Annotated in this window: 14 protein-coding genes; 13 read left to right on the top strand and 1 reads right to left on the bottom strand. The window is 63.4% G+C overall.

The genetic code is table 11. The annotated features are described in order from the left end of the window. Positions 1-67: 67 nt before the first annotated feature. Entirely contained in the window at positions 68-2,134 is a 2,067-nt protein-coding gene (locus DOM32_RS12780; protein WP_110635073.1) for a S9 family peptidase, read from the bottom strand. Between the two features lie 242 nt (positions 2,135-2,376). Between DOM32_RS12780 and DOM32_RS12775 the strand changes: the two genes are divergently transcribed. From DOM32_RS12775 to pstB, 13 genes are all read left to right on the top strand, one after another. Further along, complete coding sequence (locus tag DOM32_RS12775) at positions 2,377-2,835, top strand: hypothetical protein (protein ID WP_071231629.1); 459 nt, start codon at positions 2,377-2,379, stop codon at positions 2,833-2,835. Between the two features lie 61 nt (positions 2,836-2,896). Next, positions 2,897-4,693, top strand: a complete 1,797-nt coding sequence (locus tag DOM32_RS12770; protein WP_167400670.1) for a VWA domain-containing protein — start codon at positions 2,897-2,899, stop codon at positions 4,691-4,693. 127 nt (positions 4,694-4,820) lie between these two features. Then, positions 4,821-6,557: an AMP-binding protein gene (locus DOM32_RS12765; protein ID WP_071231627.1), complete on the top strand. Its 1,737-nt coding sequence runs from the start codon at positions 4,821-4,823 to the stop codon at positions 6,555-6,557. An 88-nt stretch (positions 6,558-6,645) separates the two neighbouring features. Beyond that, positions 6,646-10,686 carry an ATP-dependent RNA helicase HrpA gene (gene hrpA / locus DOM32_RS12760; RefSeq protein WP_110635067.1) on the top strand — a complete coding sequence of 1,347 codons (4,041 nt, stop codon included), beginning with the start codon at positions 6,646-6,648 and terminating at the stop codon, positions 10,684-10,686. An 82-nt stretch (positions 10,687-10,768) separates the two neighbouring features. After that, on the top strand, positions 10,769-11,899 hold the full coding sequence (locus DOM32_RS12755) for a beta-ketoacyl-ACP synthase III (RefSeq protein WP_110635064.1): 1,131 nt from the start codon (positions 10,769-10,771) through the stop codon (positions 11,897-11,899). Then, complete coding sequence (locus DOM32_RS12750; protein WP_071231624.1) at positions 11,899-12,645, top strand: MlaA family lipoprotein; 747 nt, start codon at positions 11,899-11,901, stop codon at positions 12,643-12,645. Before DOM32_RS12755 ends, DOM32_RS12750 begins: the two co-directional genes overlap by 1 nt. A gap of 16 nt (positions 12,646-12,661) precedes the next feature. Next, positions 12,662-13,801: a PP2C family protein-serine/threonine phosphatase gene (locus tag DOM32_RS12745; RefSeq protein ID WP_071231641.1), complete on the top strand. Its 1,140-nt coding sequence runs from the start codon at positions 12,662-12,664 to the stop codon at positions 13,799-13,801. After that, positions 13,794-14,300 carry an STAS domain-containing protein gene (locus DOM32_RS12740; RefSeq protein ID WP_071231623.1) on the top strand — a complete coding sequence of 169 codons (507 nt, stop codon included), beginning with the start codon at positions 13,794-13,796 and terminating at the stop codon, positions 14,298-14,300. Before DOM32_RS12745 ends, DOM32_RS12740 begins: the two co-directional genes overlap by 8 nt. Before the next feature lie 252 nt (positions 14,301-14,552). Next, the gene (locus tag DOM32_RS12735; RefSeq protein ID WP_110635061.1) at positions 14,553-15,767 is read left to right on the top strand and encodes a Bcr/CflA family multidrug efflux MFS transporter; all 1,215 of its coding nucleotides are present in this window, start codon (positions 14,553-14,555) and stop codon (positions 15,765-15,767) included. 319 nt (positions 15,768-16,086) lie between these two features. Then, on the top strand, positions 16,087-17,130 hold the full coding sequence (gene pstS / locus DOM32_RS12730) for a phosphate ABC transporter substrate-binding protein PstS (RefSeq protein WP_071231621.1): 1,044 nt from the start codon (positions 16,087-16,089) through the stop codon (positions 17,128-17,130). A 106-nt stretch (positions 17,131-17,236) separates the two neighbouring features. Beyond that, on the top strand, positions 17,237-18,175 hold the full coding sequence (gene pstC, locus DOM32_RS12725) for a phosphate ABC transporter permease subunit PstC (protein ID WP_071231640.1): 939 nt from the start codon (positions 17,237-17,239) through the stop codon (positions 18,173-18,175). 16 nt (positions 18,176-18,191) lie between these two features. Next, the gene (gene pstA / locus DOM32_RS12720; protein WP_110635055.1) at positions 18,192-19,043 is read left to right on the top strand and encodes a phosphate ABC transporter permease PstA; all 852 of its coding nucleotides are present in this window, start codon (positions 18,192-18,194) and stop codon (positions 19,041-19,043) included. A gap of 20 nt (positions 19,044-19,063) precedes the next feature. Then, complete coding sequence (gene pstB / locus DOM32_RS12715; protein WP_083387314.1) at positions 19,064-19,888, top strand: phosphate ABC transporter ATP-binding protein PstB; 825 nt, start codon at positions 19,064-19,066, stop codon at positions 19,886-19,888. Positions 19,889-20,011 lie beyond the last annotated feature (123 nt).

Below are 20,011 nucleotides of genomic sequence, written 5' to 3'. Positions count from 1 at the left end.
ACCCTCAGCCGGATCGGGAGGATGTCACTCCTCCCGCCGGCGTCCTCCGGTGTGCCCTCCGCACGCGTCAGACGGCGTCTCGTCCCAGTGCCCACAGGATGAAGGCGTCCTGGCGAGCGTTGTCTCGCCATGCCTTGAATCGCCCTGACGCGCCACCGTGGCCGGCGGCCATGTCGGTACGCAGAAGGACCGGGCCACGTGCGCTGCCGAGTTCCGTCATGCGTGCGTAGAGCTTGGCCGGCTCCCAGTAGGGCACCCGCGAATCGTGCCAGCTGCCCTGCAGCAGGACGCTGGGGTAGGGCTGTGCGGTCAGGTTGTCCAGCGGCGAATAATCGCGGATGCGTCGCCGTACGGCCGGTTCGTCTGGATTCCCCCACTCCGTGTACTCCGCCGTGGTAAGGGGCAGATCCGGATTTTCCATGGTCCGCAGCACGTCGACGAAAGGCACGTCCAGTACCGCCGCGCAGAACGCCTCCGGCTCGAGGTTGAGGCTGGCGCCGACCAGCAGGCCGCCAGCGCTGGCGCCATAGGCCGCGATGCGTTCGGGGTCGGCAATTCCTTCGGCGACCAGTGCCTGACGCGCCGCGAGAAAGTCCCTGAAACTGTTTTCCTTGTGCTCCAGCTTGCCCGCCAGATACCAGGGTTCGCCCCGATCGCCGCCGCCGCGTACGTGGGCGACGGCGAATGCGACGCCACGAGAGAGCAGTTCCAGGCGAGCAATCGAGAACCAGGGGTCGAGCACTTCGCCGTACGCGCCGTAGCCGTAGAGCAGTGTCGGCATCGGGACCTGGCCGAGCCTGTCGGCTCGGGCCACGACGGAAACGGGAATGCGCTCGCCGTCGTGGCCTTCGGCCCACAGTCGCCGACAGACCAGGTCGTCGGGCTGCAGGTCGCCATACAGCGGCTGTGTCTTGAGTACACGCTGTTCCCCGCTGTCGAGGTCGTGCTCGACCCAGCGCACCGGCAGGGTGAACGACTCTTCGCGCAGAAGCAGCTTGCGGGTATGGAAATCCGGCGTGTCGCCGAGCGCCAGGCTGCAGGGGGCTTCGGGAAGGGGAAGCCGGCTACCCGGTAGCCCGCCGGCTCCGGCAGCGTCCCTGGCCGGATCGGCTTCGCTTCGCTCGATGACGCGCAGGTAGACCTGGGCTTCGTGATGATCCCGCTCGGTGACGACCACACCCCAGGAAAAGGCATCGACGCCCTCGAGCGTGACGTCCTCACGGTGCGGGACCAGCGGTGTCCATGAATCGGATTGCGAGACGGGGGCCGTATCCAGGCGGAAATGCGAGCCGTCGCGGTTGTGCAGCACGTAAAAGACGTCGTCGCGATGCTCCAGCGTGTACTCGACGCCGGTCTCCCGCGGCCGGACGCATGCCGGCGCGGTCCGGGGCGCTGTCGCCGGGATCAGATGGCACTCCGAGGTGTCTTTCGAGGCGGTCTCCAGTACCAGCCACTGGCGGGAGCGTGTCTTGCCCAGCCCCACCCAGAACTCGACATCCGCTTCCTCGAAAATCTTCTGGCAGTGATCGTCCTCTGGCCGCAGAAGCCACACGCTGGCGGGGCGCTGCGTGGCATCGTAACGCGTGAACAGCAACGTCCGGTTATCCTCCGCCCACACCAGATCCGGCCCGATGCGCCTGCGTAGCCGTTGCGGTTCGCCGTCCGGCAGCCGCTTCAGGTAGAGATCGAAATATTCGTTGCCGCTGGCGTCTTCGGTCCAGGCCAGCCACTGTTCGTCCGACGAGATCGCCATGTCGCCCAGTTCGAGAAAGTCGTGGGCCTGGGAACGAGCTTCCAGGTCCAGCAGCAGCTCGGGCGCGGTATCGCCGTCCCTGGCCTGGCGCCACCACAAAGGATAGTCGGCATCGGCGGCCGTTTCGCTCCAGTAGCGGAATCGTTCGAGCGTCGTCGGCAAACCGGTGACCTTGAGTTCCCGGCGCGCCAGGTGCCCGTCGTAGAGGGCATCTTCCAGCGCTTTCAGCGGAGCAAAGAAAGCATCGCTTTCACGATTGGCCGCGCGCAGGAATGCCTTGACCTGCGGATCATCGCGGGATTCCAGCCAGTGCCAGTCGGGATCGTCGCTACGGCGAAAGTGAGCGACGGGCGGTGTTTGTGTCGTCTGCGAGCGGGGCATGGGTCGAGGAAAGGTCCTTTCGGGCAGGCTGTTTCAATGACATCGAAAAAGGGTGCGTCAACGTCGAAAAAGGATACTTCCGACAATCGCGCTTCGACAATGCAGGGGGCCGATTGCCGTCTGTCACGCCAGGAAGGCCGTGCGGCGGGGGAGCCGCATGTCACGTCGGATAGCGGTGCGGCTGTGCTTTACCGACTTGAAGTGTACCATGTCCCAAATCGTATGAATCGAGAGTCATTACCATGCTGTTTTCCGATTCCCTGCCGCAACTCTGGCTGAGTTATGGCGTGCTGTCTCTGGTCGTTCTGATCACTGGCTATCTGGGCGTGCGACTGCTGCCGCTACTGCCGCGTCTCGTATTGGTGGGCGTCGTCGCCGGTGGGCTGTGGATGGTGGCGCCATTCTCGCTGCCGTTGCTGGAACCGGGAGAGACCTATTCCGGCCTGGCACCGGCCATCGTGGTCATGGCGGTGGGCGTACTCCAGCACGATGGCGGCCAGGTCGCCGGCGCAATGCCGCTATTGCTTGCAGGTGTCGCGATAGGGGCGGCGTTGGGTCTGGTAGCGTGGCGATTGTTGGCTCGCCGCCGCGATGGAGACGATGCTGACGACGGGCCGCGAGGAGGAAAGCGGAATACGCCGCAGGCGGGGCCAGCGCCGCGAGCGAAAGAGCGGACCCGTCGCGAGCCGGTAGTCAACTGATCCGAAGTTTTTTCGGGTGAAGTGATCTCGTTCTGACGTGTATTTCGAAAGGATGCGAAAAATGCGTGCGTTGTTGTTGATTCTGATATTGGCGGCGGGGATCTCTCCTGGCTGGGCGCTGGCGCAGACAGCGCCGGACGTGCGGATGGTCATCGACGTGTCCGGAAGCATGAAACAGAACGATCCCGGCAACCTGCGCGCCAATGCACTGAGTTTCGCCGCGACCTTGCTGCCTCCCAGTGCACGAGGATCGATCTGGACCTTCGGGACCACCGTCGCCAACCCGCTGCCGAGTGGCGAAGTCGTCGATGCCTGGCGGGAGCAGGCCGGAAGCATGGCTTCGCAGTTGACCGACTATCAGCAGTTCACGGACATCGAACGCGCGCTGCGGCAGACGGCGAGTGCGACGCCGGACAGCGGCAATCGGCATCTGATCCTGTTGACCGACGGCATGGTCGATCTGCCGGCTTCCGGCAGCGACAAGGCGCAGCGTGACAGCGCTTCACGCCAGCGCATCATCGATGAACTGGCGCCGGACCTCGCCGCGCGCGGGGTCGTCGTGCATCCCATCGCGCTCTCCAACAATGTCGACCTGCCGCTGCTCGAGCAGGTCGCGCAGACCACCGGTGGGCTGGCGGCCGTGGCCGAGACGCCCGAAGAGCTGCTACGGGCCTTCCTGGATGTTCTCGACCGCATCCTGCCGGGCGATCAGGTACCCATCGACGATAGACAGCGCTTTCGCGTCGATGACGATATCGACGAGTTCAATGCCTTGCTGTTCCACGCGCCGGGCGTCGACTCGCCGGTTCTGATCGGCCCCGACGGGCAGCGTTATTCCCGCGACGACCACCCGGGTTCCGTGGAGTGGCTGAGCAGCGACCGCTACGACCTGATCACCGTGCCCGACCCCGCCTCGGGCGAGTGGCAGATCGAAGGCGATATCGGTGCCGACAGTCGTATCGGTATCCACGCCGATACCGTGCTGCGCAGCGAGCCGCTGCCGGCGACGCTCTATCAGGGATTTTCGACACCGCTGGATGTCTGGCTGGCTTCGGAAGGCCGGACGCTGACCGCCGACGAGCGCCCGGCGGGGCTGAGCGTGCGCGCCGAATTGCGCGATCTCGACGGCGCGACGCTCGCCGAGACGGCGCTGGCCTCGTCCGAGGATCACTTCCGTGGCGAGCTGCCGGGCGCCGATCAGTTGGGCAACGCACGCCTGACCATCACGGCGCGCAGCGAGCGCATGATCCGCCAGCAGGTGCAGCCGGTGAACGTGGTCGCTGCCCTGAGCGCGGTGCTGAGCGAGGATGGCTCCCGGATCGTGGTGCGTGCCAATCACCCGGATCTCAACGTCGACAATACCCGGCTGAGCGCAAGCCTCACCGGTCGTTCGCTCGACATACGCCAGACCGGTGACCGGGAATGGACGATCGCCGTGCCGCAGACGGATCCCAACGAGTCGTTGCCGGTCAGGATCACCGCTGAGGCGCAGCTGGATGGCCGCACGTTGCATCTCGATCTCCCGGTGGTGCGTCTCAATCCCGACGCCGCGGTAGGCTTGAGCGGTGCCGAACTCGAGCAGGGCATCGTCAGCGAGTCTCGCCAGCAGGAAGATAGTGCAGATGCCGATGACGGTAACGACTTCGGCGATGGATTGACCCCTTCGCAGATGGCCGATATCGCCGTCGACAAAGCCCAGCAGGGGTGGCGGCTGGCCAGGCCGTACGTGGAAACCTACGCTCAGCGCCCGGTGACGTGGATCGTCGTTGCGGCGCTTTTGCTGCTGTGGATGCTGCTACGCTGGCGGCGAGCGGCGAAACGACGACGCCTGGCGCGGCGCGAGGAACCCTCGGTCTAGACCGAGCCAGCGTGCGGTGATATTGCCCGGACGACGGTTTGCGGTTCCCTTACAACCTTGGTGGCAGCGCCTCGCTGGTCCGATCCTGTTATAAGGTCGAGTAACCGACACGAATCAAGGAGATCCTATGAGCGACAGCGTCAGCCCGTGCATCGAAACGGGAGCGCCGCTGGAGGGCATGGAGGCGTTCGAGTCGATCAACGACATCATCGCCGAGGCGTGCCGCCGATTCGTCGACCATCCGGCCTTCAGTTGCCTGGGTCACACCTTGAGCTACCGTGACGTCGATCGGCTTTCCGGCGACTTCGCCGCCTGGCTGCAGCAGGAAACCGACCTGGAGCCCGGCGACCGGATCGCGATCCAGTTGCCCAACGTGCTGCAGTTTCCGGTGGCGGTGTTCGGTGCGCTACGTGCCGGGCTGGTGGTCGTCAATACCAACCCTCTCTACACCGAGCGCGAGATGCGTCATCAGTTTCGTGATGCCGGTGTCAAGGCAGTAGTGGTGCTGGCCAACATGGCCCACAAGCTGGAGAAGGTGGTCGATCAGACCGATATCCGCCATGTCTACGTGACCGAGATGGCGGATCTCCATCCCTGGCCGAAGAGGTCGCTGATCAATGGCGTGGTGCGGTACGTCAAGAAGCTGGTGCCTGCCTATTCGCTTCCGGGTTCGATCGGTTTCCGGCATACGCTCTCCGTTGGCAGCCGCCATCAGGTGAAGGTGGTCGCCAGCCGCGGCGACGACGTGGCCGCGTTGCAGTACACCGGCGGCACCACCGGTGTCGCCAAGGGCGCGATGCTGACCCACCGCAACCTGATCGCCAACATGCTGCAGACCAAGCAGGTGGTCGGCAAGGCGCTGGTCGAGGGGGAGGAGACGATCATCGCGCCGCTGCCTTGCTATCACATCTACACCTTCACGGTGAATTGCCTGTTCGCGATGGTCACCGGGCAGCACAACGTTCTGATCCCCAATCCTCGTGATCTCCCCGGATTCGTCAAGACGCTGTCCAGGACGCCTTTCACGGTATTCGTGGGGCTCAATACCTTGTTCAATGCGCTCTGTCAGCGCGACGACTTCAAGGCGCTCGATTTTTCCGGCCTCAAGATGACGATTTCCGGCGGCATGGCGTTGACCCATACGGTGGCACAGCGATGGGAGCAGACCACCGGTAATGGCATCGTCGAAGGTTACGGCCTGACCGAAACCTCGCCCATCGCGCTGGTCAATCCGCCCGAGGCGACGCAGATCGGCACCATCGGCAAGCCGGTACCCGGCACCTCGATCAAGGTCATCGATGATGATGGGCGGGCATTGCCGCTTGGCGAGCGCGGCGAGCTTTGCGTCAAGGGTCCGCAGGTCATGAAGGGCTACTGGAACCGCCCGGAAGACACGGCCAGAACGCTGGATGCCGACGGCTGGCTGCGTACGGGCGACATGGCGGTGATACTCGACGACGGCTACGTCAAGATCGTCGATCGCAAGAAGGACATGATTCTGGTCTCCGGATTCAACGTCTATCCCAACGAGATCGAGGAGGTCGTCGCGGGCCATCCCGATGTCGTCGAGGCCGCGGCGGTGGGGGTCCCCGACGAAGAGACCGGAGAAGCCATCAAGCTGTTCGTGGTCGCGCGCAACGACAGTCTCGACCCGCAGGCATTACGCCAGTGGTGCAAACAGGAACTGACCGGCTACAAGGTGCCCAAGTTCGTGGAGCTGCGTGACGAGCTGCCCAAGAGCAACGTGGGCAAGGTGCTGCGTCGGGAGCTGCGCGACGAGTCGGCGGGCAGCGAATCCGCGCCGTCCCGGCAGGCCGGCGATACGCCACCGACGGAACGCCGATCCTCCTCGGACGTGAGTTGATCCGCCGACGGCGCTATAATGACGGGTTCGCCATCGCCTTTGGTGGCGGCCCGTTTCTGTCGTTATCTCGCCGACGTAGAGGATCTCTTTGAGCGCTATCGCTTCCCCCTCGCTGCAAGCCCTGAATGATCTGGAAACTCGCCTGGATGGCTGTCTGCTGCGTGACGCCCACGAGCAGCGCCAGCGGCTCCGGCGTCTGGCTCGGCGTGCCCGTGACGGCAAGCCGATCGACCGGTCGCTGAAGGAGATCGAGTCGCGGCTGGCCGCCTCCAGCGAGGTGCTCGCGCGTCGCCGGAGCCAGCCGGTGACGCTGGACTACCCGGAATCGCTGCCGGTGGCTGCCAGGCGCGAGACGATTCTCGAAGCGCTGCGCGAGCATCAGGTCGTGGTCGTGGCCGGCGAGACCGGCTCCGGCAAGACTACGCAGTTACCCAAGCTCTGCCTGGAACTGGGCCTGGGGCGTCGGGGCATGATCGGTCATACCCAGCCACGCCGGCTGGCGGCGCGCTCGGTGGCTTCGCGCCTTGCCGAGGAACTCGAGGTGCCGCTGGGCGAGCAGGTCGGCTATCAGGTGCGCTTCACCGATCAGAGCAGCGACGACACCCTGGTCAAGCTGATGACCGACGGCATTCTGCTGGCCGAGACGCAGCACGACCCCGATCTCATGTGCTACGAGGCGATCATCATCGATGAAGCTCACGAGCGCAGCCTCAACATCGACTTCCTGCTGGGCTATCTCAAGCGGCTGACGGCCCGCCGGCCCGATCTCAAGGTGATCATCACGTCGGCGACCATCGACGTCGAGCGTCTGTCGCGGCATTTCGCCATCGAGCGCGACGGCAAGACCCAGCCGGCACCGGTGGTGGAAGTGTCCGGGCGGGCGTATCCGGTGGAGGTGCATTATCGGCCGTTGGTACGCGAATCCCGGGAGGAAGAGGACCTGACGCTGCAGGAGGGGATCCTGGCCGCGGTCGAAGAAGTTGAGCGCATCGAACGCGAAAAGCGCTGGTACAGCGGCCCGCGCGATATCCTCATCTTTCTGCCCGGCGAGCGGGACATTCGTGAAACTGCCGACGTGCTGCGGCGCGCCGACCTCAAGAGCACCGAGATCCTGCCGCTGTATGCGCGACTCTCCAACGCCGAACAGAACCGGGTGTTCCAGTCGCACGCCGGCCGGCGGATCGTGCTTTCCACCAACGTCGCCGAGACTTCGCTGACCGTGCCCGGGATACGCTACGTGATCGATCCCGGCCTGGTCCGCATGAGCCGCTACAGCGCGCGGGCCAAGGTCCAGCGCCTGCCGATCGAACCGGTCAGCCAGGCCAGCGCCAATCAGCGCAAGGGGCGCTGCGGACGTGTCGCCGAAGGGGTCTGCATTCGGCTCTACAGCGAAGAGGATTTCCTTTCCCGCCCCGAGTTCACCGAGCCCGAGATTCAGCGCACCAACCTGGCCTCGGTGATCCTGTCGATGTTGTCGCTCAAGCTGGGCGACGTGTTCGACTTCCCGTTCGTCGATGCGCCGGATGCCCGTTTCGTCAAGGATGGCTATCGGCTGCTGTTCGAACTGGGAGCGGTGGATGACGCCGAGCGAATCACCGGCCTGGGGCGGCAGCTGTCGCGGTTGCCGATCGATCCGCGGCTGGCGCGGATGGTGCTGGCGGGGGAACGTTTCCAGTGCCTGCGCGAAGTGCTGATCGTGGTCAGTGCGCTGGCGACGCAGGACCCCCGCGAGCGGCCGGCGGAAAAGCGCCAGGCCGCCGATCAGCGCCACAAGCAGTGGGAAGACCCCAACTCCGACTTCGTCGCCTGGCTCAACCTGTGGCATGGCTTCGATGTCATGCGCGAGACGCTGTCGAGCAACCAGCTGCGACGCTGGTGCCGCGAACAGTATCTGAATTATCTGCGGCTGCGCGAATGGCACGATACCTATCGCCAGTTGCGTCAGTTGACCCGCGAGATGAAGCTCGAGCTGACAAGCGCCGTGCAACCCGATGACGACGAGCCGTCACGGCCGGCCGACAGCGGCTCCGGCGACTCGGTATCGGCGGAGGCCGCCAAGCTGCCCCGGATCGATACGCAACGTCTGCATCAGGCTCTGCTGTCCGGGTTGCTCTCCAACCTGGGGCAGTTGCAGCCGGAAAGCCGCGAATTCCTTGGCGCCAGGAACCGGCGCTTCCTGATTCATCCGGCATCGGGACTTTCGCGCAAGCCGCCCAAGTGGGTCATGGCCGGCGAAATGGTGGAGACCAGCCGCCTCTATGCCCGTGACGTGGCCAGAATCAAGCCGGAGTGGATCGAACCGCAGGCGGCCCATCTGATCAAGCGCAGCTATAGCGAACCGCACTGGGAGCGCAAGCGGGCCCAGGTGGTGGCGCTGGAGCAGGTCACGCTCTTCGGCTTGCCGATCGTGACCGGTCGCCGCGTGGATTACGCCAAGGTGGCGCCGGAAGAAGCGCACGAGATCTTTCTGCGGCGCGCGCTGGTGGAGGGAGATTATCAGACCAGGGCCGCGTTCTTCGCGCACAACCGGGCGATGGTCGCCGAGGTCGAGGAGCTCGAGGATCGGGCACGCAAGCGGGACATCCTGATCGACGAAGAGACGCTGTTCGCCTTCTATGACGAGCGGGTCCCGGCGGACGTCGCCGGTGGGCGCAGCTTCGAGAACTGGCGCAAGCAGGCCGAGCGGGACGCGCCGGATATTCTCAAGCTGGACAAGGCATCGTTGATGGCGCGGGAGGCCGACGACGTCAGCGTCGAGCAGTACCCGGACGAACTCGTGTTCAACGGCGTTCGCTACCCGCTGAGCTATCACTTCGCCCCGGGTGCCAGCGATGACGGTGTCACCCTGACCGTGCCCGCCGTGATGCTCGCCCAGTTGCCGCAAGGTCGCTTGAGCTGGCTGGTGCCGGGCCTGCTGCGCGAGAAGTGCATCGCGCTGCTCAAGGCGCTGCCCAAGGCGATGCGCCGCCAGGTCGTGCCGATTCCGGACTGGGTCGACGCTGCGCTGGCGACCTTGACGCCGGACGAGCGCCCGGTCGAGGAGGCGCTGGGAGAGTTCCTGCGAATCAAGACCGGCACGCGCCTGGAGGCGTCTGCCTGGCGTCTCGATCAGCTCGATCCGCATCTGCTCATGAATCTTCGCGTGGTCGATCACCACGGCAAGGTGCTGGGAGAAGGGCGCGACCTGTACGCCCTGCAGAAGCGCTTCGGCGAGGCGGCAGCGGCGGGTGCCAGGGCGCTGGCGGAAACGCCACGGGAAAGCGCCGAACGTCTCGACGATCTTCCGGAAGCGGCCCTGCCGGATTCTCGCACGACCCGTCAGGCCGGCATTCAGGTGGAAGTCTATCCGGCGCTGGTGGCTGACGGTGACGACCTGACTGTCGCCTGGTTCGATCATGCCGAGCGGGCGGCGACGGCGCATCGCGACGGACTGGTGCAACTGGCCCGCCGTCGGCTTCCCGATACGGTGCGCTATATCCAGCGGGAGCTGCCGAAGCTCAAGCAGTGCGCGCTGCTGTTCGCCAAGGTCGGCAGTCAGGAGCAGCTGGCGCGCGATGTGATCGACGCCTGCCTGGCGCAGACCGTGGCCGCCGATCCGCTGCCGCGGTCCCGAGAGGCGTTCGATGCCCGTCTCGAAAGCTGGCGTGGCGAGCTGGTCGCGTATGCCGAGTCGCTGCTGGAAGACCTGCACAAGGCGTTGCAGGGGCACCTGGCAGTGACCAAGGCGCTCAAGGGCAATGTCACGCTGGCGCTGGCTCTGACCTACAGTGATCTCAAGGCCCAGATGCAGCGGCTCGTCTATCCCGGCTTCGTGCGCGACGCCGGTGCCTGGCTGAAGCATTACCCGCGCTACATGCAGGCAGCGGAAATCCGGCTCGAGAAGGCACCTCGGGACCTGCGCCGGGACCAGCTGTCGATGCAGCAGGTACAGGCCTGGGAGGCGCGGGTCGACGCGCGAAAGCAGCAGACCCATCGCGACGGCATCGTCGACGCCGATCTGGTCGAGTTCGGCTGGTGGCTTCAGGAGTGGCGAGTCTCGCTATTTGCCCAGCAGTTGGGCACGCTGGAAAGCGTATCGGAGAAGCGCCTGACGCGGCGCTGGCAGGAAATGACCGGGCAGACCGTGTGACCGACGGTCGCCTTATTGCATCTGCTACACATGGATGCGCGTAATGATCTGAAGCGGCCTGAGCCGCGGGAGGTAGTAGCCGATGACGCAAGCCGTGATTACCGCGACGGGCCTGTTCACGCCGCCGGATTCGATCGATAACGCCGAACTGGTCGCCAGCTTCAATGCCTGGGTCGACTCGGAGAATGCACGACAGGCGGAGGCGATTGCCCGCGGCGAACGCGAGCCGCTGGCACACTCGAATGAGGCATTCATCCTCAAGGCGTCGGGTATCGAGAGCCGCTACGTGATGGAAGCCAGCGGTATCCTGGACCCTGAACGGATGCGGCCGCGGATTCCCGAGCGGCCCAACGACACGCTTTCGGTCCAGGCCGAGATGGGAGTGGCTGCCGCGCGCCAGGCGCTGGACACGGCCGGTATCCGCGCCGAGCAGCTCGATCTGGTCATCGTCGCCTGTTCCAACCTCCAGCGACCCTATCCGGCGGTTGCGGTCGAGCTTCAGGCCGCGCTGGGCGCCGGAGGCTATGCGTTCGACATGAACGTGGCGTGCTCCAGCGCGACGTTCGCCATCGATATGGCGACCAATGCGATTCGTGCGGGCAGCCTGGAGCGGGTGCTGGTGGTCAATCCCGAGATCTGTTCGGCGCATCTCAACTTCCGCGACCGCGACAGTCACTTCATCTTCGGCGATGCCTGTACCGCCATCGTGCTGGAGGCGGACCATCTCGCTCAGGATCGCGAGCATTTCACGGTACTCGGCACGCGTCTGGTGACCCAGTTCTCCAATGCCATCCGCAATAATTTCGGGTTTCTCAATCGTCTCGCCGATGAATCTGCGCAGACATTGGACAAGCTTTTCGTCCAGGAAGGGCGCAAAGTGTTCAAGGAGGTCTGCCCGATGGTCGCCTCGCTGATTCTCGATCATCTGGAGAGTCAGTCGCTGACGGGAGATTCGGTCAAGAAACTGTGGCTTCATCAGGCCAATCGTCATATGAATGACCTGATCGCGCAGCGAGTGCTGGGGCGGGAAGCCTCGGAGACGGAAGCGCCGGTGATTCTCGACCGCTACGCCAATACCAGCTCGGCAGGATCGATCATCGCTTTCCACCTGCATCGAGACGATCTGCAGGAGGGCGACGTGGGGGTGGTGTGTTCCTTCGGTGCGGGCTACAGTGCGGGCAGTGTGATACTGCGTAAAGGGAATGCGTGTTAATGAAATCGATCCATTGGCTGGGCGGCGTCTGTGTCGCTGCAGCGTTGAGCGGCTGCGCCTCGACGGGGCAGGATTCCAATCCTCAGGACCCTTGGGAAGGCTTCAACCGGGGCGTCTATCAGTTCAATGACACGCTCGACCGCTATGCGCTGAAACCGATCGCCCAGGGTTACGACACGGTCACGCCGGATCCGGTTCAGGATGGTGTCGGTAACTTCTTCTCCAACCTGGGCGAGATCCGTACCGTCTTCAACAGTATTCTCCAGTGGCAATGGAGCAATGCTGGCGTGGCGTCCGGCCGTTTCCTGGTCAATACCATTCTAGGCGTCGGCGGCGTTCTCGACCCGGCCACGCGAATGGGCCTGGACGAGAACGAGGAAGACTTTGGCCAGACGCTGGGTGTCTGGGGTGTCGATTCCGGCCCCTACCTGGTACTGCCGATCCTGGGGCCGAGCACCGTTCGCGATACCAGCGGCCTGCCGGTCGATATGTACACCTATCCGGTCACCTATGTGGAAGAGGATAAATGGCGTTACGGCCTGACCTTCCTGCGCTACGTGGATCTGCGTGCCAGTCTGCTCGACCAGGAGGCGTTGATTCAGGGGGACCGCTACAGCTTCATTCGCGACGCTTATCTCCAGCGTCGGCAGTTCGAGGTCACCAACGGCGCGGCGGGGGAGGATCCGTTCGCCAGCGGCGGTTTCGGTGACGATTTCGAATATAGTGAAGACGACTTCGCCGAGTAGACCCGTGTCCAATACGCTGTCGGACGAGTTGCCCGTGATCGGGCTGATCGATCTGCCCGGGCCGGATCGCGAGCGGCTGGCCGAGGAGCTTTCTCGCCTCGACGTCGAGGTGCGAGTGGCCGTCTCGGTCTCGACCTTGCCGGCGCACTGCGATCTGGTGGTCGCGCATGTGCGGGCCGTCTCCCACGAGGGCTGGGAACAGCTTGCCGTCGGGCGTCCGACCATCGTGATCAGCGAGAGTCGTCGCGATGGCGATCTGCACAAGGCGCTCGATGCAGGCCTGATCGACTATCTGGTCGAGCCGCTGAAGCATGCCGATATTCTGCGGCGTCTGGTCGAGCGAGCCCTGGAACTGGATCGGCTGTCGCGCGATCATAACCAGAGTCGGGCAGAGCTCGAGGCGCTCAACGAACGTCTCGAGAAGCATCTCGCCATGCTGAGGGACGATCAGCGTGCGGGAGGCCACGTACAGCGCAAGTTGCTGCCGCCCCAGGGCGTTACGCATCTCGGCGTGCGCTGTGACTACTGGTTCGCGCCGTCGTTGTACCTGTCGGGCGACTTTCTGGACTTTCAGCGCTGCGACGACCGCTACAGCTTTTTCTACTTTGCCGACGTCGCCGGGCACGGCTCCTCGTCGGCGTTCGTTACCGTGCTTCTGCGGTATCTCTGCAACCGCTGGCTGGCCCAATGGCGCACATTGTTGCCGGAGGCGTTTCCGTCCCGATGGTTGGGCGAGCTCAATCGCGAGTTGCTCGAGACCGGAATCGGCAAGCATGCGACGGTCTTTGCCGGGGTACTGGACCACGAGCGTCGTTTTCTGCACTATGCGCTCGGCGCCCAGTTGCCGATGCCGATCCTCCAGGCCGAGGGGCGTAGCGCTTATCTGGGAGGCGAGGGGCCACCCGTGGGGTTGTTTCCCGATGTCGAGTACCCCATCTATGGTTGTCCTTTGCCGGAGTCGTTTCGACTCTGGTTCTGCTCCGACGGCATTCTCGAGTGTTTGCCGGCGGGTTCACTGGACGCGCGGCTCAAGGAACTCGAACGCCGCACGACACACTGCACCAGCGTCGACGATCTGAGGGAAGGGTTGGCGTTGGGGGATCCTCTGCCGGATGATCTCAGCATGATGACACTGAGTGGTTTCGACCATGATTGAAGGGCGAATCAAGGCGGCCTTCGAGTCGGGCGTATTTGTGCTCAAGCTGTGCGGTGACGTGCGGCTGACGCTGTGTGCCACCCTGGATGCCGAGGCCCAGCGCCTGGCGGAACTGCCGGGGCTGCGTGCGGTGATGGTCGACCTGCGCGAGGCAACCAACGTCGATTCGACCGCGCTGGGTTTTCTGGCCAAGGTGGCAATGGCCGTACAGGGGCGGCTGGATGATCCACCCACGATCATCGCCGAACATCCGGACGTGCGACGCATGCTGGACGTGATGGGGTTCGCGCGTTATTTCACGCTGCTGGAAGCTCCGCTGACCGAGCCATCGGAACTGGACGAGCTGCCCCATGTCGAGGCGGATGAAAACGACATCCAGCGGCGAATCCTCGAGGCCCACCGCATCCTCATGCGCATGAGCGAGCACAATCGGCACGAGTTTCAACCGTTCGTCGAGCTGCTCGAGTCACAGCGCACCAACGCGCCATCGCGCGGCTGATCGCGATCGGGCTCCTAGCGTGACGAGTTGCCACGCCGGTAGCAGAAGCACTAGCCACGAGTCGGATCCGGACAGCCTTCGGCGGTCGCTTCAGGATCTTGTTTCGAGTGTTATGTTGTGACTATCGGGTTTCGAACCTTCGCGCCTTGCCGCTTTTGGCAAGGCGTTTTTTGCGTGATTTTCCATGGGTTCCTTCCAGTTTGTCTCCGGCAGGAAAATCGGAGTGAGGCACCGGAATATTAAGGAGAGAGTGTGACGACTTTGAGCGCACGCCGTCTGGCGTTTTTGGTCGCGGCCAATACCGCACTGGCGCCGCTGGCGATCGATGCCTACCTGCCGGCGATGCCGTCACTGGCCGCTTCGATTGGTGCCAGCGTGCATCACACGGAACTATCTCTCAGCGTCTTTCTGCTCGGCTTTGCCCTGGGCCAGCTGATTTGTGGGCCGCTCTCGGATCGATTTGGCCGCAAGCCGGTGTTGATGCTGGGTCTGGGCGTCTTCTTCATCGCCAGCCTGGCGCTGACCCAGGTGGGCTCGCTGGCGACGCTGTGGGGGTGGCGGTTCGTGCAGGCGCTGGGCGGCGGAGCATGCGTGGTGAACTCTGCGGCGATCGTGCGCGACCGGTTCAGTGGCCGCGAGGCAGCCAAGGTGATGTCCACCATGGTGATGATCCTGATGATGGCACCGCTGGTGGCACCCGCCATCGGTAGCGCGCTGTTGCACCTGGCGGACTGGTGGCTGATTTTCCTGTTTCTCGCTGTCTATGCCGCGTTCGTGTTGTGGCTTTTGGGTCGTTATCTTCCCGAGACCCATGGGCGCGATCCGCAGGCGCCTTCGGCACGCCAGATCCTCGGCAATTACGTCAGCGTGCTTCGGCATCGCGAAGCGATGGGGTATATCGGTGCGGTGTCGATGTCGTTTGCCGGCATGTTCGCTTTCATCACGGGTTCTCCTTATCTCTACATGGAGCACTACGGGCTTTCGACCACGCTCTATCCTTTCGTCTTCGGCGCCAACATTTTGATCATGGCGTCGTCCAGTCGGCTCAATATCCGGCTGCTGAAGACGCGCACGCCGCAGCAGAACCTGCTCCTGGGGCTGGGGGTCCAGCTCACGGCGGGGTTACTGCTGGTCGCCATGGTGGCGACAGGACTGGACTCCATCTTCACCGTGGCGCCGCTGATGGTGGTGTTCGTGGGCATGCAGGGGCTGATCAGTCCCAACGCGATGTCGTCGATGCTGGATCATTTCCCGCGCATGAGCGCGACGGCGACCGCGTTACAGGGCTGTCTGCAGTTTACTTGCGGCGCCGTCTCGGGAGCGCTGGTGGGGGCCTTCGAACTGGCCAGCGCCTGGCCGACGGTACTGACGATGCTGGGCGCCACGCTACTGGGCAACATCGCCGTTCGCGTGCTGGCTGGCCGCGCGCTCAAGCGCCGTGTCGTGTCTGACGAGATGACATCCTGAGCCGTTACCCTAAACGGCGAGATCGTTACTCGATTTGACGTTTGTCATCCTGTTGTCATCAAACCTTGCCACTGTGGTGGCGCGAAGGTTGTCACGGTAATGCTCCGTCAAAGAACCATCGACGATCCTGAAGACTTCAGGCAATCGTTCGATGGTTTTTTCATAAAAGGGCGGGCACGACCTCGAAACCTTCGCGATAGTTGCTACATCGGTGTCATAAAACTGTCACGACACTGAAGTACGGTGTGTGCTGAGAGTGTTGGCAACCTTCGCAACGTCGTTATCGCTCACGCATTCAAGGTGGAAACAGGATATCGCTATGCTTAAACACGTCTTCGCAACGCTCATTTCCGGATCGCTGGTTCTGGGTGCCGCTGGTGTTCAGGCCCAGGAAGCCATTACCGGCGCTGGCGCAACCTTCCCGTACCCGGTCTATTCGCAGTGGGCGGACGCCTACCAGGATGAATCCGGCATCGGCCTCAACTATCAGGCGATCGGTTCCGGCGGCGGCATTCAGCAGATCGTCGCCAAGACGGTCACCTTCGGCGCCAGCGATGCACCGATGACCAAGGAAGAGCTCGACAAGAACGGTCTGATGCAGTGGCCGATGGTCATGGGCGGCGTAGTCGCGGCATTCCACGTCGAAGGTATCGAAGGGGGTTCGCTCAACCTGGACGGCCCGACGCTGGCCGACATCTACCAGGGCAAGATCACCAGCTGGGACGACGAGGCGATCGCCAAGCTGAACCCGAACATGGATCTGCCGGATACTCAGATCACGCCGGTCTACCGTGCGGAAGGCTCGGGCACCAACTTCCTGTTCACGCATTACCTGTCCCAGGTCAGCGAAGATTTCGCCAACACCGTGGGTGAGGGCAAGTCCGTCGCGTGGCCGGCTGGTGTCGGCGCCAAGGCGAACGCTGGTGTCGCCAGCCAGATCGCCAACACCAATGGCGCGATCGGTTATGTCGAGTTCGCTTACGCGGCCCAGAACGACCTGAGTCTGGTACACCTGAAGAACCAGGCCGGCAAAGTCGTTGCGCCGAGCATGGAGTCGTTCATGGCTGCTGCCGCCAACGCCGACTGGAAGGCCGCGCCGGGCATGTATCTGGTGCTGACCAACCAGCCGGGTGACGAAAGCTGGCCGATCACCGGTGCGTCTTTCATCCTGATGCACAAGGAAGTCCAGGACGCCGACGCTGCGCGTCAGGCACTGGAATTCTTCGACTGGGCCTACAGCAACGGCAGCGAGATGGCTCAGGAACTGGACTACGTGCCGATGCCGGAGAACGTCGCCGAGATGGTTCGCGACAGCTGGAGCGAAATCCAGGGTCCGGATGGCGGCGCTGTCTGGAACCAGTGATCCCTGCATGACATGCCGCGACGGTGAGCGGGATACCGCCTCCGTCGCGGCGCTGTATCGAATGCCGCCGGTTGGCGGCATGTTGGCAAGTCGATGAGGAATGAAGATGGCCACCTCCAACGCGATTCAAGCCAGCGGCCTGGGGCATCTCAGCGATGCTGCCCGCAAGCGGCTACGACGCAAGGCGCGCATCGATGTATGGTTCGAGCGCACGCTGTTCGCGTTCGCTTTTGCCGTGCTGCTGCTGCTTGGTGCGATCATCGCGTCGTTGATGTTGTCCAGTTGGCCGGCGATCCAGCGTTACGGCCTGGACTTTTTTACGGAAAACCGCTGGGCGGCCAACGTCGAGGTCTTTGGCGCGCTGCCGGCAATCTACGGGACGCTGTTGACGTCGTTCATCGCGATCGTCATTGCCGTGCCGGTTTCTTTCGGCATCGCTATCTTTCTGACCGAGCGATGCCCGGGGTTCCTGCGTCAGCCGCTAAGTACATTGATCGAGCTGCTGGCCGGTATCCCTTCGATCATTTACGGCATGTGGGGCATGGAGGTGCTGGCACCGTTACTGCGCACCTGGTTCCCCTCTGTCTTTCCCGCCGGTACCGGTCTGACGACGGCGGGCATCATTCTCGCGGTGATGATCATTCCCTTCATCACGGCGGTAAGCCGAGACGTGATCAACACCGTGCCCGCGGTCATGCGCGAGTCCGCCTACGGACTGGGCTGCACGACCTGGGAAGTGACGCGGCGCGTGATTCTGCCGTCGGTGAAAGGCGGTCTGGTCGGCGGTGTCGTTCTCGGTCTGGGGCGTGCGCTGGGCGAGACCATGGCGGTGACGTTCGTGATCGGCAACAACCTGTTCCTGAATACCACCTTGACCGGTCAGGGCACGTCGATCGCGGCATTGATCGCCAACCAGTTCTCCGAGTCGGACGGCACTCAGCGCTCGGCGCTGCTGGCGCTCGGCCTGATTCTGTTCCTGATCACCTTTGCGGTACTGGCTTTCGCGCGCTATCTGCTGCGCAACAGTACCGGTCGCCACGCGTAAGCGGCAGGAGAGAGCCATGAATATCAGTCAAACGCCGCTTTACCGCCGCCGCAAGCGGCTCAACCAGCTGGTGATGCTGCTCTGTCAGCTGGCCACCGTGATCGGGTTCGTCTTTCTGTTCGCGATCCTCTTCACGTTGGTGACCAAGGGCATCGGTGCGATCTCGCCGTCGACCTTCGTCGAGCGTACGCGGATGACCGGCGGCGGCCTGGGCAATGCGATCTGGGGCACGTTCATCATGACCTGCGCCGCGACCCTGATCGGTACTGTCATCGGCGTCGCGGCGGGTACCTGGCTGGCGGAGTACAGCGGCAAGGGGGTGATGGCGAAGGTGATTCGCTTCATCAACGATATCCTCCTGTCGGCACCGTCGATCATCATCGGCCTGTTCATCTACGCGGTGGTCGTCGTGCCGATGGGTAACTTCTCCGCCTGGGCAGGGGTGCTGGCATTGACCGTCATCATCGTGCCGGTAGTGATTCGCTCCACCGAGGACATGCTGCGTCTGATCCCCAATTCGCTGCGGGAAGCCGCCGCTGCGCTGGGCGCCCATCGCTGGTGGATCATCGTCCGTGTCTGCTACAGCGGCGCTCGCGCAGGCATCCTGACCGGTATCCTGTTGGGCTTTGCCCGTATCAGTGGCGAGACGGCACCGCTGCTGTTTACATCGCTGAATTCCAATCAATGGAATTTCTTCGACCTGGGTAGCGAGATGGCTAACCTGCCGATGACCATCTACCAGAACATGACGATCAATGCCTTCATTCCCGATCTGGTTGCACTGGCCTGGGGCGGCGCATTGATCCTGACCGCTGCCATCCTGATTCTGAACATTGCGGCGCGCTATTTCTCGCGCCAGCGTTCCTGATTTCCAGCTGCGAGACTGCCATGACAGCCGATATTTCTCTCAAGCAGAAACGCGACGCCGATCCCGTCGATGCGACGCCTGCTCCCCAGGTTGCTACCAAGCTGCGGGTGGACGATCTGAGCCTCTATTACGGCAAGTTCCAGGCGCTCAAGAACGTCTCCATGGAAATTCCCGAGCGCCAGGTCACGGCCTTCATCGGCCCCTCGGGGTGCGGCAAGTCGACGTTGATTCGCTGTTTCAACCGCATCCATGATCTTTACGAGGGGATCCGGACCGAGGGTCAGATCCTGCTCGACGATCACGACATCTACGATTCGGGCGTCGATCTCAACCTGCTGCGCTCCCGGGTCGGGATGGTCTTTCAGAAGCCGACGCCGTTCCCGATGTCGGTCTTCGACAACGTCGCCTTCGGGATTCGTCTCTACGAGAAGCTCTCGGCCCGCGAGCTCGAAGAGCGAGTCGAGTGGGCGTTGCGCAAGGCGGCGCTCTGGAACGAGGTCAAGGACAAGCTCAAGCAGAGCGGTCAGGCACTCTCCGGCGGGCAGCAGCAGCGGCTGTGCATTGCCCGCACCATCGCGGTGAAGCCGGAAGTGATCCTGCTCGACGAGCCGACATCGGCGCTGGATCCGATCTCGACCGGGTACATCGAAGACCTGATCAACGAGCTCAAGAAGGACTACACGATCGTTATCGTGACGCACAACATGCAGCAGGCAGCCCGCATCTCGGATATCACCGCCTTCATGTATCTGGGCAGCCTGATCGAGTGTGACGACACGACCAAGATCTTCACCCAGCCGAAGGAATCCCGGACGGAGGACTACATCACCGGCCGTTATGGCTGATCGCCGAGGATCAGTCATCGATCAAGGTTGGCGGACACGCCCGGGCTCTGGCTCGGGCGTGTCTGCATTCAGCGTCTGGATAAAGAGGATATTGCCGACACTTTGCATCGTGGCAACGAACCC

It is taken from the genome of Salinicola salarius, from assembly GCF_003206135.1.
In the GTDB taxonomy this organism is placed as follows: Bacteria; Pseudomonadota; Gammaproteobacteria; order Pseudomonadales; family Halomonadaceae; genus Salinicola; species Salinicola salarius.
The sequence above is the reverse complement of the archived record's forward strand: the minus strand, read 5'-3'. Positions and strand labels throughout refer to the sequence as shown.